General features: G+C 72.0%; 12 protein-coding genes. 3 read left to right on the forward strand and 9 right to left on the reverse strand.

What is annotated here, in order from left to right; all coding sequences use genetic code 11:
- Nucleotides 1–66 precede the first annotated feature (66 nt).
- From ACGH7X_RS16140 to ACGH7X_RS16155, 4 genes are all read right to left on the reverse strand, one after another.
- Nucleotides 67–714 (reverse strand): SurA N-terminal domain-containing protein, encoded by a 648-nt coding sequence (locus ACGH7X_RS16140; RefSeq protein WP_399885956.1) that lies wholly within the window; start codon nt 712–714, stop codon nt 67–69.
- A 147-nt stretch (nt 715–861) separates the two neighbouring features.
- On the reverse strand, nt 862–2,352 hold the full coding sequence (gene pkaE / locus ACGH7X_RS16145; RefSeq protein ID WP_399897057.1) for a serine/threonine protein kinase PkaE: 1,491 nt from the start codon (nt 2,350–2,352) through the stop codon (nt 862–864).
- A gap of 38 nt (nt 2,353–2,390) precedes the next feature.
- Complete coding sequence (locus ACGH7X_RS16150) at nt 2,391–2,999, reverse strand: hypothetical protein (protein WP_399885959.1); 609 nt, start codon at nt 2,997–2,999, stop codon at nt 2,391–2,393.
- 144 nt (nt 3,000–3,143) lie between these two features.
- The gene (locus tag ACGH7X_RS16155; protein WP_399885962.1) at nt 3,144–5,207 is read right to left on the reverse strand and encodes an N-6 DNA methylase; all 2,064 of its coding nucleotides are present in this window, start codon (nt 5,205–5,207) and stop codon (nt 3,144–3,146) included.
- Between the two features lie 206 nt (nt 5,208–5,413).
- Between ACGH7X_RS16155 and ACGH7X_RS16160 the strand changes: the two genes are divergently transcribed.
- The gene (locus tag ACGH7X_RS16160) at nt 5,414–5,938 is read left to right on the forward strand and encodes a hypothetical protein (RefSeq protein WP_399885965.1); all 525 of its coding nucleotides are present in this window, start codon (nt 5,414–5,416) and stop codon (nt 5,936–5,938) included.
- 66 nt (nt 5,939–6,004) lie between these two features.
- Here the strand turns inward: ACGH7X_RS16160 and ACGH7X_RS16165 are convergent, their stop codons facing one another.
- Nucleotides 6,005–6,430, reverse strand: coding sequence for a nuclear transport factor 2 family protein (locus tag ACGH7X_RS16165; RefSeq protein ID WP_399885967.1), 426 nt, complete (start codon nt 6,428–6,430; stop codon nt 6,005–6,007).
- Between the two features lie 100 nt (nt 6,431–6,530).
- Between ACGH7X_RS16165 and ACGH7X_RS16170 the strand changes: the two genes are divergently transcribed.
- Nucleotides 6,531–7,091: a TetR/AcrR family transcriptional regulator gene (locus ACGH7X_RS16170; protein ID WP_399885970.1), complete on the forward strand. Its 561-nt coding sequence runs from the start codon at nt 6,531–6,533 to the stop codon at nt 7,089–7,091.
- A gap of 64 nt (nt 7,092–7,155) precedes the next feature.
- Here the strand turns inward: ACGH7X_RS16170 and ACGH7X_RS16175 are convergent, their stop codons facing one another.
- A complete protein-coding gene (locus ACGH7X_RS16175) occupies nt 7,156–7,929 on the reverse strand; it encodes an HNH endonuclease family protein (protein ID WP_399885973.1) in 774 nt (257 codons plus the stop codon).
- 135 nt (nt 7,930–8,064) lie between these two features.
- On the opposite strand from ACGH7X_RS16175, the gene ACGH7X_RS16180 reads away from it, so the two are divergent.
- Nucleotides 8,065–8,262: an antitoxin gene (locus ACGH7X_RS16180; protein ID WP_399885976.1), complete on the forward strand. Its 198-nt coding sequence runs from the start codon at nt 8,065–8,067 to the stop codon at nt 8,260–8,262.
- Between the two features lie 118 nt (nt 8,263–8,380).
- Here the strand turns inward: ACGH7X_RS16180 and mfd are convergent, their stop codons facing one another.
- From mfd to ACGH7X_RS16195, 3 genes are all read right to left on the reverse strand, one after another.
- Nucleotides 8,381–11,914: a transcription-repair coupling factor gene (gene mfd, locus ACGH7X_RS16185; RefSeq protein ID WP_399885979.1), complete on the reverse strand. Its 3,534-nt coding sequence runs from the start codon at nt 11,912–11,914 to the stop codon at nt 8,381–8,383.
- A 308-nt stretch (nt 11,915–12,222) separates the two neighbouring features.
- On the reverse strand, nt 12,223–14,790 hold the full coding sequence (locus ACGH7X_RS16190; protein ID WP_399885982.1) for an ABC transporter permease: 2,568 nt from the start codon (nt 14,788–14,790) through the stop codon (nt 12,223–12,225).
- A complete protein-coding gene (locus tag ACGH7X_RS16195) occupies nt 14,787–15,575 on the reverse strand; it encodes an ABC transporter ATP-binding protein (RefSeq protein WP_399885985.1) in 789 nt (262 codons plus the stop codon). The genes ACGH7X_RS16190 and ACGH7X_RS16195 overlap by 4 nt, the downstream gene beginning before the upstream one ends.
- Nucleotides 15,576–16,068 lie beyond the last annotated feature (493 nt).

Genomic DNA, 16,068 nt, shown 5'->3' on the forward strand with positions numbered 1-16,068 from the left:
TAACGCACGCTGCCGACGGCCCCCCGAGTTGTCCACAGGGGGCCGCACGCGGGACCGGCAGGAGCGTTACGCCGGCTGCTGGGTCTCTGGCGACGTGACCTCGCGCAGCCACGGCACCTTGGTGTCGACGCGGCTGCTGTTCTGGACGTCCCAGGCGCCGTAGCGCGGGTTGAGGTCGACGTCGAGCTTCTCGGAGGCCTTGGACAGGGCCTGCCAGAACTCGGGCCTGCTGGTGTCGGTGCCGAGGCTCTGGGCGAGCTTCTGGGCCTCGAGCTGGAGACGGAGGTTCTCGTCGAGGCGCTCGGGGGCGACGCCGTACTGCTGGAGCCAGACCGTCTCCAGCTGCTTCGGGCCGCCCGCCTGCTCCTCCAGGCCGCCGCGCATCTGCTGCACTTCCTTGCGGCTGACGCTCACCCCGGCGTCCTGGGCGGCGCGGTGCAGGACCTGGTCGAGGACCATGCCGTGCAGGGTGTCGCGGGTGAGGGTGCCGGTCTTGGCGACGACCTGCTGGTACTGGGCGTCGTCCGGGACGGCGGCGCGCTGGGCCTCGCGCACCTCGTCCACGCGGTTCTCCAGCTGGGAGACGGTGATGCGCTGGTCGCCGACGACGGCTGCCGCGCCCGGATGCGCGTCGTTGCCGCAGGCGGCGAGCAGGGGTGCCGCGGCGACGATCGCGGCGGTGAGGAGGAGCGCGGAACGACGGCGGCGGGGCAAGGAAACCTCCCGAGGAGATTGTGCGTCGGTGCACAAGGTCTTGCGGTGATCGATGTTAGGCAGTGGCCCGGCTCTGGCCAACCCATTGGACCAACGATTCACCAGGACTTCGGGCACCGCCTCACCGTCCCGCGCGAGTGACGGCCCTCAGCCGCGTACCTGGCCGAGCCACTGGAGGGTGCGCCGGATCTCGGCCGCGAGGGGATGACCGGGTCCGTGGACGCGCTCCACGTCGTGCAGCAGCCGGGCCAGCGTCTCGTGCGCGGCGGCGCGGTCGCCGAGGGCGAGGAGCAGGTGCCCGATGCGGCGGCGGACGTCGTGGGCGAGGTCGGGGTCGCCGGCCACGTACTGGTTCTCGTAGTACGGCAGCAGCGCGCGGTACTCGGCGAGGGCGGCGGCCGGTTCGCCGAGCTGTTCCAGGCACTGGGCGGCGTCGTAGCGGTGGCGCAGGGACTGCGGGTCGGCCTGGCCGGCCTCGGCGGCGCGTTCGTCGGCGAGGCGGCGCAGCTCGGGCAGGGCGCGGCGGTACTGGCCGTCGTCCATGAGGGTGGCCGCGTACTGCTTGCGAAGGGTGCGCACGACCGGGGAGCGCTCGCCGTGCTGTTCGGCGGCGGCGGGCAGGATCGCGCCGAGGATGTCGACGGCCTGGGTGATGCGGCCCTCGCCGAGGAGGCGCTTGACGTCGTCGACGGCGCGGGCGACGTCCGGCTTCTCGGCCTCCGGGGCGGGCTGGAGGGGTGCCGGCCGGGGCGCGGGGGTGCGGGCGCGGTCGGGCCAGGGGGCGTGCGGGCGTACGAAGGGGCGGGTGGGGTCGAGCGGGCCGCCGGTGGGCATGCCGCGTGCGGGCAGCAGCAGCGCCAGGTGCTCGTAGACCTCCTGGGCGGAGTCGGGGCGGTGCTGCGGGTCCTTGGCGAGCAGGCGCAGCACGAGGGCTTCGAGGGCCTCGGGGACCTCGGGGCGGATGCGGCGCACGGGCAGCGGGGGCTCGTACAGGTGCCGGTGCAGCACGCCGAGCGCCGTCGAGCCGGCGAACGGGACGTCGCCGCTGAGCAGTTCGTGCAGGAGGACGCCGAGGGCGTACAGGTCGGTGTACGGGCCGACGGCGCCGCCCATGGCCTGCTCGGGTGCCATGTAGGCGGGCGAGCCGATGGGGGTGCCGGTGTGGGTGAGGCGGGTGGTGTCGGCGTCCATGACGGAGGCGACGCCGAGGTCGAGGACGGTGACGGTGCCGTCCTGTTTCACCATCACGTTGCGCGGTTTGAGGTCGCGGTGGACGATCGGCACGGCGTGCACGGCGCTCAGTACGGCGCACAGCTGGGCGGCGACCGCGACGGCCCACTGCCACGGGTACGGCTCGTGCTCGGCGAGGTGGTCGGAGAGGTCGGCGCCGTCGACGTACTGCATGACGAGGAACAGCTCCTCGCCCTCGCTGCCCGCGTCGTGCACCGTGACCAGGCCGGGGTGGTCGACCTGTGCGGTGATCCGGCACTCGCGCACGAACCGGCGGCGCAGTTCGTCGGCCTCCTGGCCGGCGACCTTGTCGGGGCGCAGCAGCTTCACCGCCACGCGCCGGTCGAGCCGCCGGTCGTACGCCGTCCAGACCTGTCCCATGCCGCCCTGGCCGATGAGCGTGGACAGCTCGTACCGGCCGGCGACGACGCGTCCCGTCGCCACGGTCACCTTCCGCCCTGGTGGTTGCCGCCGTCGTGCTTGCGCAGGTAGTCGCTGAGCTCGTCGAGTTCGGCGCGGACCTGGTCGATGCGGGCGGGGGCCGGCTGGTGCTGCGGCGGCGGGGCGACGGGGTGCTGGGCCGGAGCGACGGGGTGCGGGACCGGGGCGACGGGGTGCTGGGCCGGGGCGGGGGGCGTGTACGGCCCCACCACCGGGTGCACCGGGCCGTAGTGCGGGCCGGCGACGGGGGCGTGGGCGGGGGGCGGCGCGTAGCCGGTGAAGGGGCGCGGGGCGGCGTGCAGGCGTATGTCGACGACCAGGAAGTACGCGGCGGCGGCCGCTCCGATCAGCAGGAGCCCGGCCATGGCGGCGTCCGTGCGGTGGTCGGTCTCGGGCAGCGAACCGACCACGGCGAGACAGGCGATGGACAGCGGCAGGCTCACCCAGGCCGTCGTCCAGTCGTACCAGCGGCCGCGCAGGACGGCGATCCTGAACAGCGGGACGCAGGCGAGCAGGCCGCACGTCAGGAAGCCGGCGGCGGCGAACAGCACGCGCAGGGTGATGACAGTGGCCGCGCCGCGGGAGGGCGGCGGCCCGGCGCTGTTGCCGTACATGACTGCTCCTGGACCGGTGATGCCGACGTGTCGAACGGGCCGGGCCGTTCGATGTGGGAGTCCGAGCGTATAGGCCCGCACGGACAACGGGTCACGGTTGTACCGAACCGTTGTCGGGCCGCTGACCGGCCGGTCACCGGCCGGTCACGGGCCGGGGTCCACCGTGCCGTCCGTGAGCCCGTCGTACATGCCCCGCACGAGCTGTTCGCCGAGGCGGCCGGCGAGCTTGAGGGCCCGTTCGAACTCGTCGAGGGCGCGGAAGCGGTCGCCGTAGCCGCGCTGGGCGTCGAGGGGCAGCCGGGGCAGTTGGAGGCGCCGCACGTCGAGGCGGCTGGCGGTGGAGGCGTAGCTGCTGGCCTGGCGGTGGTTGGCGGTGCCGCGCAGGAACCCGGCGAGGAACCAGGGGTCGAGGGCGGCGGGGTCGGGGCGCAGGAGCACGAGGTTGCGTCCGAGGGCGGCGCCGGCCGTGGCGTCGTCGATCACGCGCGCGACGGAGCCGCCGCCGAGGACGGGCACGACGACGTCGCCGGGTTCGGTCAGCACGGGTTCCTCGTCGCTCTCCGGGAGGGTGCCCGAGGGGCCGGTGCCGGCGAGGACGTCGTGGTCGGTGAGCAGGGGCACGCGCGCGTGGCCGCCGTTGGTGCCGGTGCGCAGCACGAGGGCGCCGCCGCGGGCGAGTTCGCCGACGGTGGTGAGCGGCCGGTGGGGTGCGGGGCGTCCGGTGCCGGGTGGCGCGGGGGTGAGGTCCGCGGTCAGCCGCAGGGTCTCGTCGAGGCGCTCGCGTACGTCCGTGAGCCGTCCGGCGCCGTCGGTGGCGGTGGGGGGCGGCAGGTGGCGGGCGGGGGCCAGGTCGACGTCGTCGTCGAGGAGTTCGATGACGGGCAGGGAGCGGGCCAGGCCGGGCCGTTCGTCGAGCCGGCCGGTGCGGTCGAAGTCGCGCCAGGCGTCGAGTGCGGCGTCCCGCACGGACCGCCAGTCCGGTCCGCCGCGCCCTTCCCCGGCGAACTGCCCCGCGTCGGCGAGCAGCACCTCGGGCTGGGCGGGCGCCTTCTCCGGCCGGCGCAGCACCCACAGGTGCAGCGGGATGTTGTACGGGGGTGCCGAGCCGACCGGCAGGGCGATGACGGCGCGCAGCGCGCCCCGGCGCAGCAGGTCGGCGCGGACCCGGCGGCCGGAGCGGCGGGAGGCCGCGGCGGGCGGCATGAGGACGACGACGGTGCCGCCGTCCCTGACGCGGGCCAGGGCGTGCTGCACCCAGGCCAGTTCGGACTCGGTGCGGGCCGGGAAGCCGTACTCCCAGCGTGGGTCGTAGGCGAGTTCGTCGTGGCCCCAGTTGCGCTCGTTGAACGGCGGGTGGCACAGCGCGGCGTCGGCGCGCAGGCCGGTGCGGGCGTCCGCGCGCAGGCTGTCACCGGCGGCGACGCGCACGGCGGCGTCCGTGCTCAGGGCGAGCCGCAGTCCGGTGAGTGCGGCCAGTGCGGGGTCGCTGTCCTGGCCGTACAGCTCCTGGCCTGGGCGGGTGGCGGCGCCTGCGGCTGTCGCTCCGGCTGTCGCTGCGCGCAGCAGGGTTCCGGTGCCGCAGGCGGGGTCGAGCACGGTGCGGGCGGGGCCGGCGAGTTCGGCCATCAGGTCGGCGAGGGGCTCCGGGGTGAGCGTGTAGTGCCGCGGGTTGGCGTCGAGGTGCCGGCCGAGCAGGAACTCGTACGTCTTGCGGGCGCCCGGCCCCGCGGCGAGTTCGGCGGTGCCGCGCAGCAGCGGTGCGGAGGGGAGCAGCCGGGGGCTGATCGGGGTGGGGACGGTGCGGTCGGGGCCGGCGCCGAAGCGGGTGTCGAGTACTTCGTCGAGGGCGGCGGGCAGCATCGCGGCGAGGCGTGCGTCGGAGCCGGCGCTCAGTTCCAGCCAGCGGGTCGGGCGGTCGTGGATGAGCAGGAGGGCGCAGCCGGCGTGGAGGAGGGCGGTGACCGGTCCTTCGGGGTGGCCGGCCAGTTGCTGCCAGACGCGTTCGCGCGGGGGAACCTCGGCGAGTTTGCCCTGGGCGCGCAGCCATCCCTCGACCTCGGCGAGGGCGAAGGACGGGCTGGTCTCGGTGCCGCCGACCGGTTTGGGGAAGTCGCCGTGGCGGCGGCGCCAGTTGCTCACGGCGGCCCGGCCGACGCCGGCGAGCCGCGCGATTCCGGCGGCGGTCACCTCTGTCCCGTTGTCCTGCACCGTGCGACCCCCTCGTCCTGGTGTGTGATCTCGATCCTACCGACGGATACACGCCCCCTTCGATTCACATCGTGTACCAGTCGCGCCTCGTGAACCGTGTTGACTCGGTTCACAGCTTCTGTTCTGATTGACACATCGAACGGGCCGGTCCGAGCGGGTCTCGGTTCACGGTCGACTGAGCTGTCTCTGGGGAGAGGACTGACGTCATGGGGATGAAGACCAAGATCGTGCTGGGTGCTGTGGTGGGGCTCGTCGTCATCGGCGCGGTGTCGGCGAACTCGGACGAGGGAGGCGGCGACGGCAGGAGCGACGGCCGGACCTCCGCGAGCTCGGGCGAGAAGTCCGGCGGCGACAAGTCCGGTGGCGCGCAGGACGGCGAGCAGCCGGGCGGCGCGTCCGACGCGAAGCCCGCCGAGGACAAGCCCGCCGAGGACAAGGCCGCCGAGAAGGCGTCCCAGGCCGAGCAGTTCAAGGCGTTCGTGCAGAAGAACGGGACAGCACAGGAGAAGGACGCCGTCGCCCACGTCACCAAGGTGCAGGGCGCCGACGAGCAGAACGACATCCTCGACGCCGCCGACGTCTACACCGACTTCACCGGCGGCATCATGGGCGAGGGCACGGGCCCCGCCAAGCTCCTGGCCTCCGCGTTCGCCGACTGGAAGGACAGCGAGAACGGCCTGGTCACCATCTACGACGCCGACGGCGAGCTGCTCGGCAACGGCCAGTTCTGACAGGGGCCACCACGTCTGACGGGACCACCGCGCCGGCGAGCGCCCACCGTCGACGTCGGCGGTCATTCACCCTCTGGCCCTGACGACTCCCAAACCGTCCATGTAGTCGCGGGCCCGCGCGATCAGTCCACCGCGGACGTGGAGCACCAGGAGACCCGGGACCGTGAAAGCGGTGCGCCCCGCGGGCAGCGTCCCCACCACGACGTGCTCGGCGACGATCACTTCCGGGTCGGCGGTCTCATGGGCCGCGACCTTCCTGATCTCCTCCACCCGGACGGGACTGGCGCCCCAGGCGGCCCGGTATCCCGCACGCACGGCCTCACGCCCTTCGAAGTGCGGCGGAAAGCCGGGGGCGGTGAAAGGAAACTCGTGCACCGCGTCCACGGCGTAGAGGTCGGCGAGATCGTCCGCGGACTTGTCGAGCATGGCCCGGTAGTAGCGGTCCAGTACCTCGCGAGGGGTGCGGGCAGCGGGGGCGTCCGTGTGCGGCACGATGACCACTCCATTCGCTCAACAGTTGTTGACCCAACCACCGTAGAACCGCTCGAGGTTTTGGTCAACGGATGTTGAGCGAAGGAGGTAGGGTTGCCCGGTGCCCACTTCCCGTGCCGACCGCCGCCGAGCGACCGAGGCGCGCATCCTCGACAGCGCGCGGGAGCTGTTCGCCGAGAAGGGTTTCGACCGCACCACCATTCGCGCCGTGGCAGCCGCGGCGGGCGTCGACCCGGCGCTGGTCATGCAGTACTTCGGCTCGAAGCGCGAACTGTTCACCGCAGCCGTGCAGGCGGTCCCCGTGCCGCCGGCGGGCGCCGACACCGACGCGCTCGTCGACCAGTTGCTGGCCACGCTCGGCCTCAAGCTCGGCGGCCTGCCGGAGGGCACGCTCGCGATGATGCGCTCCATGCTCACCGACCCGGCAGCGGCGGATCACGCGCGCGGCACCCTCGGCCGGCAGATCGACAGCGTCGGCGCCGCCCTGCCGCCGTCGGCCACGGATCCCGAACTGCGCGCCGCACTCGTCGTCAGCACGCTGCTGGGCGTCGCCATCGGCCACCAGCTTCTCAGCCTGCCCCCTCTTCGCGACGCCCCGGCCGAGCACGTCGCCGCCCTGCTGCGGCCGGCCATCGAGGCCCTCACGGCACCGCCGCGGTGAAGGCGCCCGGGGCGCAGACGGCGGGCGTGCTCCTCGACGGGGCGTGGGGTTCCAGGTCCGCCCGTCAGCCGCCGCACTGACGCAGCATCGCCTGCCGGTCCGGGGCGGTCACCGCCAGCTCGTACTTGACGGCGACCTGGGCGAAGCGGACGGCGTACGCGCACCGGATCGACTTGTCGGGCGGCAGCCAGGAGGCCGGTCCGGAGTCCCGCTTGGCGGAGTTGGCACGACCCTGGACGGGGAGCAGATTGAGCGGGTCGTTGGCCAGCTGCTCGCGCTTGCCCTCCGGCCAGCGCGAGGAGCCCATCTGCCAGCTGTACGACAGCGGCACGACGTGGTCGATCTGGACCTCGCTCGCCTCCTGCTTGCGCCACTCGATGCTCTTGCCGGTGTACGGATCGGCCAGCGTCATGGCGACGACCACGCAGTTCGAGCCGGAGCGGAAACGCAGGTCCTGGCCGTCGCGTTTCAGCAGGTCGTTCCGCGTGTCACAACCGTTGCGGGCGAGCGGCACGCCGTCGGCCGAGTCCATCCAGGCGTAACCGAACTCGTCACGGTCGTAGCCCGTCTTGGGACCGCGGCCCTTGGTCTTCAGGCCGTCGATGAGCTTGCGGGCGGTCGCCTCGCGGGTGTCGCCGGTGAGCGGGGCGAGGCCGGGTTCGGTTCCGTCCGGGTTGTCCAGCGGGCTGACGGCGTGGCCCTCGGGGGCCTGTGCCTCGGCGCCGCTGCCCGAGGACGAGACCCCGTCGCCGTCGAGGCCCTCGCACCCGCTGACCAGGGCCAGGGCGAGGACCGCGCCCGCGGCCCATCCGGTACGAATCCTGCCGTGCCGCGTCATGCGCGCCCCTCCCCTTGCCGTTCGCCGACATCACCGTACCGAGCGAGAGGTCCAGACCATAGAGGGCTTTAGTGGGCATGCTGGACATATCTGCCGTACCGTCGACAGTGAGTCACGTCTCGGAAGGAGCTCTGCATGGGCATCCTCGACAAGATGAAGAGCATGGCCGGCAAGGACAAGGACAAGTCAAGGAAGATGTCCGACGCCGCCGAACGCCAGGTCAACCAGAGGACTGGCGGCAAGTACGAGAAGCAGGTCGACTCCGCGCAGCAGCAGGCCGAGGGCAAGCTCGGCTTCGGTCGCGAGCGGGGCGGCGACGGGCCGGAGCGGTAATACCCGCTCCCGTACCTCGACCTACGGCGAAGCCGTCCACGGGCAGGTCCCGTGGACGGCTTCCCCATCGGTGGCTACGACCCGAGGGTGGAGGCGCTACGACCCGGGGGTGGAGGCGCTACGACCCGAGGATCGAGGTCAGGAACTCCCCCACCCAGCCGAGCAGCTCCCGCCCGACCAGCGGCTTGCCGCCCACCTTCGCGGTCTTCGGGCGCGGCACGAGGACCTGGTGCGTGCCCGCCTTGATGACGCTTCCGGGGTAGAGCCGCTTGAGCCGCAGCTCCTGGGACTCACGCAACTCCACCGGCGCGAAGCGGATGTTGTTGCCTTGGAGCACGACCTCGCCGACGGCGCACGCCCGCGCGAGCATGCGAAGGCCCGCGACCAGCAGCAGGTTCTCCACCGGCTCCGGCAACTTGCCGTAGCGGTCGACGAGTTCCTCGCGTACGGCCTTGACGTCCTCCTCGCTGTTCGCGGAGGCGATGGACCGGTAGGCCTGGAGCCGCAGCCGCTCGCCGGGGGCGTAGTCGTGCGGGACGTGCGCGTCGACGGGCAGCTCGATCTTGACCTCGAGCGGCGGCTCCTCCTCCACGCCGCCCTCCAGGGAGGCCCGGTAGTCGGCGACGGCCTCGCCGACCATCCGTACGTACAGGTCGAAGCCGACGCCGGCGATGTGGCCGGACTGCTCGCCGCCGAGCAGGTTGCCCGCGCCGCGGATCTCCAGGTCCTTCATCGCCACGTACATGCCCGCGCCCATCTCGGTGTGCTGGGCGATGGTCGCCAGGCGCTCGTGGGCCGTCTCCGTCAGGGGCTTCTCCGGCGGGTACAGGAAGTACGCGTAGCCGCGCTCGCGGCCTCGGCCGACGCGACCGCGCAGCTGGTGGAGCTGGCTGAGGCCGAAGTTGTCGCCGCGCTCGACGATGAGGGTGTTGGCGTTGGAGATGTCGATGCCGGACTCGACGATGGTCGTGGAGACCAGCACGTCGAACTTCTTCTCCCAGAAGTCGACCACGACCTGCTCCAGCGCCTGCTCGGACATCTGGCCGTGGGCGGTGGCGATGCGCGCCTCGGGGACGATCTCGCGCAGCTTGGCCGCCGCGCGGTCGATGGACTCGACGCGGTTGTGGATGTAGAAGACCTGGCCCTCGCGCAGCAGCTCGCGGCGGATCGCGGCGCCGATCTGCCGGTGCTCGTAGGGGCCGACGAAGGTCAGCACCGGGTGGCGCTCCTCCGGCGGGGTGGTGATCGTGGACATCTCGCGGATGCCGGTGACCGCCATCTCCAGGGTGCGCGGGATGGGGGTGGCGGACATGGTCAGGACGTCGACGTTGGCGCGGAGCTTCTTCAGCTGCTCCTTGTGCTCGACGCCGAAGCGCTGCTCCTCGTCGACGATGACCAGGCCCAGGTCCTTGAACTTCGTCTCGGAGGAGAACAGGCGGTGGGTGCCGATGACGATGTCCACCGAGCCCTCGCGCAGGCCCTCCAGGGTCGCCTTCGACTCGGTGTCGGTCTGGAAGCGGGACAGCGCCCGCACGTTCACCGGGAACTGCGCGTACCGCTCGCCGAACGTCCCGAAGTGCTGCTGCACCAGCAGGGTCGTGGGGACGAGTACGGCCACCTGCTTGCCGTCCTGGACGGCCTTGAAAGCGGCGCGCACCGCGATCTCCGTCTTGCCGTAGCCCACGTCGCCGCAGATCAGGCGGTCCATCGGGACCGTCTTCTCCATGTCGTCCTTGACCTCGGCGATGGTGGTGAGCTGGTCCGGCGTCTCCACGTAGGGGAACGCGTCCTCCAGCTCGCGCTGCCAGGGGGTGTCCGCGCCGAACGCGTGGCCCGGCGCCGCCATCCGCGCGCTGTACAGCTTGATCAGGTCGGCGGCGATCTCCTTGACCGCCTTCTTGGCGCGGGCCTTGGTCTTGGTCCAGTCGGCGCCGCCGAGGCGGTGCAGGGTGGGGGCCTCGCCGCCGACGTACTTGGTGATCTGCTCCAGCTGGTCGGTGGGGATGTAGAGCCGGTCGCCGGGCTGGCCGCGCTTGGCGGGGGCGTACTCCACGACCAGGTACTCGCGGGTGGCGCCCTGGACGGTGCGCTGCACCATCTCGATGTAGCGGCCGACGCCGTGCTGCTCGTGGACGATGTAGTCGCCCGCCTCGAGGGTGAGCGGGTCGATGGTCTTGCGGCGCCGGGCGGGCATCCGCGCGCCCTCGCGGCCGGCCGCCCGCTGACCGGTCAGGTCGGTCTCGGTGAGCACGGCGAGCTTGAGCGCCTGGTCGACGAAGCCGTGCTCGATCGAGCCGCAGGAGACGTGGACGACGGAGGGGCTGAGGGTGCCGAGGTCGTTGTCGAGGCGGGCGGCGATGCCCTCGCCGCCGAGGACCTCGACGGTGCGGGACGCGGGGCCGTGGCCCTCGGTGACGTAGACGGCACGCCAGCCGTCGGCGAGCCAGCCCTTGGTGTCGGCCAGTGCCTTGGCGGTGTCGCCGCGGTAGGTCTCGGGGGCGTGCATGCCGAGCTTGAGGGTGTCGGCGTCGTCCAGCGCGTCGTCGGCGGCGAACGGCGACACCGACCACCACATCATGTCCAGTTCGCGGGCCCGGTCCCGGACGTCCGCGATGGACCACAGGGAAGCCGCGTCGACGTCGATCGGCGCCTCGCCCCCGCCCGCGGTGGCGGCCCAGGACGCCTGGAGGAACTCCTGCGACGTCGCGACCAGGTCGGCGGCCCGCGTACGCACCCGCTCCGGGTCGCAGACCAGGGCCATCGCACCCTTGGGCAGCACGTCGAGGAGCAGTTCCATGTCGTCCACGAGGACGGGCGCCAGGGACTCCATGCCCTCGACGGCGATGCCCTCGGCGATCTTGCCGAGCAGTTCGCCCAGCTCGGGGTGGTCCTCGGCGAGGACCCGCGCCCGCTCTCGCACGTCGTCGGTGAGCAGCAGCTCGCGGCAGGGCGGGGCCCACAGGCCGTGCTCGGCGACCTCCAGGGAGCGCTGGTCGGCGACCTTGAAGTAGCGGATCTCCTCGACGTCGTCGCCCCAGAACTCGACGCGCAGCGGGTGCTCCTCGGTCGGCGGGAACACGTCCAGGATGCCGCCGCGCACGGCGAACTCGCCGCGCTTCTCCACCAGCTCGACGCGCGCGTACGCGGCCGCCGCCAGGGCCTGGACGATCTCCTCCAGGTCGGCGCTCCGCCCGGTGCGCAGCGCCACCGGCTCCAGGTCGCCGAGGCCCTTGACCTGCGGCTGGAGCACGGAGCGTACGGGTGCGACCACCACGGAGACCGGGCCGGTCTCGGGGTCGTCGGGGCGGGGGTGGGCCAGGCGCCGCAGGACGGCCAGGCGGCGGCCGACGGTGTCGCTGCGGGGGCTGAGCCGCTCGTGCGGGAGGGTCTCCCAGGACGGGTACTCCACGACGCCCTCGGGCGGCAGCAGCGAGCGCAGGGCCGCGGCCAGGTCCTCCGCCTCGCGCCCCGTCGCGGTCACCGCAAGCACCGGGCGGCCCGTGTCGCGGGCCAGGGCGGCGATCGCGAAGGGGCGGGCCGCGGGCGGGCCGACCAGGTCGACGTGCATGCGGTTGCCGTCTGCGGCAGCCGAGATCGCTTCCGCGAGGGCGGTGTCCTTGACGACGGCGTCGAGCAGACCGTGCAGGCTCATGGAGGGGGCGCTTCCGTCCTGGGGTGGGACAACACGAATAGCCCGACTCGGTGGGGGTCGGGGGTCTCCAGGTTACGTCGGTCTGCTCGCCGGCGTCGGGGCTGTGGATGACGCCGGGTACGCGGTGGCCGGCGCCGCAGTGGCCGCATCAGGGGGCTCCGCCCCCTGGCCCCCCGGCCTGTGCCCACCGGCCACCCGACTCAGTGGGTTCAGAAGTGTGACCCAAAAGAGGCCCGGCGCCTCCGTCCCCCTGGGACGTCGGCGCCGGGCCCTCCCCCGCAACCCCCGTGTGCGGTGGCTCTGGGGTGCTACTCCGTCGCGATGGCGTTCAGGACGTTCATGCGGCCCGCCCGGAAGGCCGGGACCAGGGCGGCGAACAGGCCCACGAAGGCCGAGCCAATGAAGACGCCGATGATCGTCGGCCAGGGGATGTCGAGGACGTTCAGTCCCTCCAGGGCGAGCAGCTTCTGCGCGGTGGCGCCCCAGCCCATGCCGAGCCCGAGGCCCAGCAGGGCACCGAAGAGGGCGATGACGACGGACTCCATGCGGATCATGCGGCGCAGCTGGCGGCGGGAGAGGCCGATCGCCCGCATCAGGCCGATCTCGCGGGTCCGCTCGACCACCGACAGCGCCAGGGTGTTCACCACACCGAGGACGGCGACGATGATCGCCAGGGCGAGCAGGCCGTAGACCATGTTCAGCAGCTGGCCGACCTGGTCCTTCAGCTCCTGCTTGTAGTCGGTCTGGTCGGCCACCTGGTACTGCGGGTAGGCGTCCATGGACTTCTTCAGCGCCGCGTACGCCTGGTCGGCCTGGCCGTCCTTCGCCTTGGCGAACATGATCGTGTTCGGCGGGACGCTGTCGGCCGGCAGGTACTTCCGCATCGTCTCGAGGCTGATGTACCGGGCGCCCTGGTCGATGGCCACGTCGTCGCTGGTGATCGCGGCGACCTCGAGCTTCGCCCTCTCACCGCCCTTGAAGGCGACGGAGAGGGTGTCGCCGACGTGCACGCCGTGCTTCTCGGCGTAGTCCGAGCCGACCGACATGGCGTCGGTGCCGTAGGCGGCGGTGAGCTTGCCCTCCGTCGTCGCACGGCGCACGTCCTGGGCGTAGGTCGGGTCCGCGGCCGTGACGCCGTCGTCGTCCGTCTTGCCGTCGGGCGAGGTCAGCGTGGCGTCGAGCACCTTGTAGCGGGTGACGTGCTCCAGGCCGGGGGTGTCCTGCATGGCCTTCTCGGCCTGCGGCACGATCCGCTGGTTGCCCTGGACGATGAAGTCCGCGCCGACCGTCTTGTCCAGCTCGCTGGTGGCCGAGGCGACCATGGAGGAGCCGACGACCGAGAGGCAGGCCACCAGTGCGAGGCCGATCATCAGGGCGGCACCGGTGGCGCCGGTGCGGCGCGGGTTGCGCAGGGCGTTGCGCTCGGCCAGCCGGCCCACGGGACCGAAGGCCCGCAGCAGCACCGCGCTGATCACCCGCACCACGAAGCCGGCCAGCAGCGGGCCGATGACGACGAAGCCGATGAGGGACAGCACGATGCCCGCGCCGAGCATCATCGAACCGTCGCTCGCCTTGTCGGCGGAGGCTGCCGTGAGCAGGGCGGCGACCCCGGTGCCGGTGAGCACCAGGCCGATCAGTCCGCGTATCCAGCCGGCCTTGCCGTCGGCCGGCGTGCCGGCGTCGCGCAGGGCGGCCATCGGGGAGATCTTGCCGGCGCGGCGGGCCGGGAGGTAGGCGGCCAGGACGGTGACCACGATGCCGAGGACCAGGCCGAGCACGGGGGTCGCCGTCTTGACGGTCAGGTCGTCGGTGGACAGGTTCATGCCCGCCGCCGACATCAGCTTCATCAGGCCGACGGCGATTCCGACACCGGCCGCGACACCGAGGATCGAACCGACGACGCCGAGGAAGAGGGCCTCGACCAGCACCGATCGGTTGACCTGCCGGCGGGAGGACCCGATGGCCCGCATCAGGCCGATCTCGCGGGTGCGCTGGGCGACCAGCATGGAGAAGGTGTTGATGATCAGGAAGATGCCGACCAGGAACGCGATGCCGGCGAAGCCGAGCATGGCGTACTTGATGACGTCCATGAACTCGCCGATGCCCTCGCGGTTCTCGTCGGCGTTCTCCTTGCCCGTCTGGACCTTGTAGGTGCCGCTGCCCAGGGCCTCGGTGACGTGCTGCTTGAGCTGCGCGTCGGAGACGCCGGCGGCGGCGGTGACGTTGAGCTGGGTGAACTTGCCGGCGCCGCCGAGCAGTTCACGCTGGGCGGTGGCGGTGTCGAAGTAGAGGACCGCGGCACCGGGGTTGGTCACGGTGAAGGAGGCGACGCCGACGATCTTCGTCTTGAAGTCGCCGGTCTGCGCGATGGTGCGCAGTTCGTCGCCGATCTTCAGGTCGTGCTTGTCGGCGGTGTCGGCGTCGACCATCACCTCGGTCGGCCCGCGCGGGGCGTGCCCGGAGGTGATCTCCATCGACCGCAGGTCGTTCTTCGTCCAGTTCCCCGCGATGGTCGGGGCGCCGCTGGTGGCGCCCACGTTGTCGTTGTCCTTGTCGACGACGGTCACGTTCATCGAACTGACCGCGCCCTCGGCCGACTTGACGCCCTCGACGCCCCGGACCTGCTCGAGCGCGGAGGCGGGCAGGGCCTCGGGCACTCCGCTCTGCGGGCTGTCGTCGCTCTTGGCGTCCTTCGGCATGACCGTCACGTCGGACGAGGTGACCGCGAAGAGCTTGTCGAAGGTGGTGTTCATCGTGTCGGTGAACACCAGGGTGCCGCAGACGAACGCCACCGACAGCAGCACCGCTACCGCCGAGAGCGCCATGCGGCCCTTGTGCGCGAAGAAGTTGCGCATCGAGGTCTTCACGACGGTCATGACGTGCGCCCCCGGGCGTCGAAGTCCTTCATGCGGTCGAGCACGGCGTCCGCGGTCGGCTGGAGCATCTCGTCCACGATCCGGCCGTCGGCGAGGTACAGCACCCGGTCCGCGTAGCTGGCGGCCACCGGGTCGTGGGTGACCATCACGATGGTCTGGCCCAGCTCGGTGACCGAGCGGCGCAGGAAGCCCAACACCTCGGCGCCGGCCCGCGAGTCGAGGTTTCCGGTCGGTTCGTCACCGAAGATGATCTCGGGCCGGGCGGCCAGGGCCCGCGCCACCGCGACCCGCTGCTGCTGGCCGCCGGAGAGCTGGGTGGGCCGGTGCTTGAGCCGGCCGGCGAGCCCCACGGTCTCCACGACCCGGTCCAGCCACGCGCGGTCGTACTTGCGGCCGGCGATGTCCATGGGCAGCGTGATGTTCTCGATCGCGTTGAGCGTCGGGAGCAGGTTGAACGCCTGGAAGATGAAGCCGATCCGGTCCCGGCGCAGTTGCGTGAGCCTCTTGTCCTTCAGGCCGGTGATCTCGGTCTCGTCGAGGTAGATCTGCCCGCCGGTGACGGTGTCCAGGCCGGCCAGGCAGTGCATCAGCGTGGACTTGCCGGATCCCGACGGGCCCATGATGGCGGTGAACTGGCCGCGGGCGATGTCCACGTCCACGTGGTCGAGGGCGACCACCCGGGTCTCACCCGATCCGTAGGCCTTCACGACCTGCCGCGCTCGCGCGGCAACGGCCGTACGCCCTCCAGTGCTCCCGTGCGTGGGAATACTTACGGCCGATGTCATGTCAAGTCTCCTATGTCGGTCATCGGGTGAGCCGCCGGTGCCGGCGGCGTACGCTGCCGCGACCGTCGTGGTGTCGTCACGTCGTGGTGTCGTGACGTCGTGGTGTCCGTGCTGCTTGTCTCGAAGAGTCTGTCCGCAACAGGGGGTCGACCGCGCTGGTGTTCAGCGCACTCTTTTGCTGGGGAAAACCCCACCCCCGCGGGTCCGGTTCGCCACCCCCCAGCGGCGTAAAGCCAGATTAAGGACGCCACCGGGTCCGTCTCGTCCTCCGCCGGTACGAACCCTCCCCGAGCCGTAGTACGGAGGTACCCCTAGGGGCAGTCCACCCTCCGGTGGAGCGGGCCTCGGGGTCGCTCTCCACCCTGAGACGCACCGAGCGTCCACCCTTCCGCCGCGTCAGGTTCAAGCGGGCACTTCCGGGGGCCACATACCGACCGATCAGTTTGGCCAAAACGCAGCGCGTTACACAACCCGCGAGTAACGTGCGGGGCTC

Source organism: Streptomyces sp. BBFR51 (assembly GCF_044591655.1).
Taxonomy (GTDB): Bacteria; Actinomycetota; Actinomycetes; order Streptomycetales; family Streptomycetaceae; genus Streptomyces.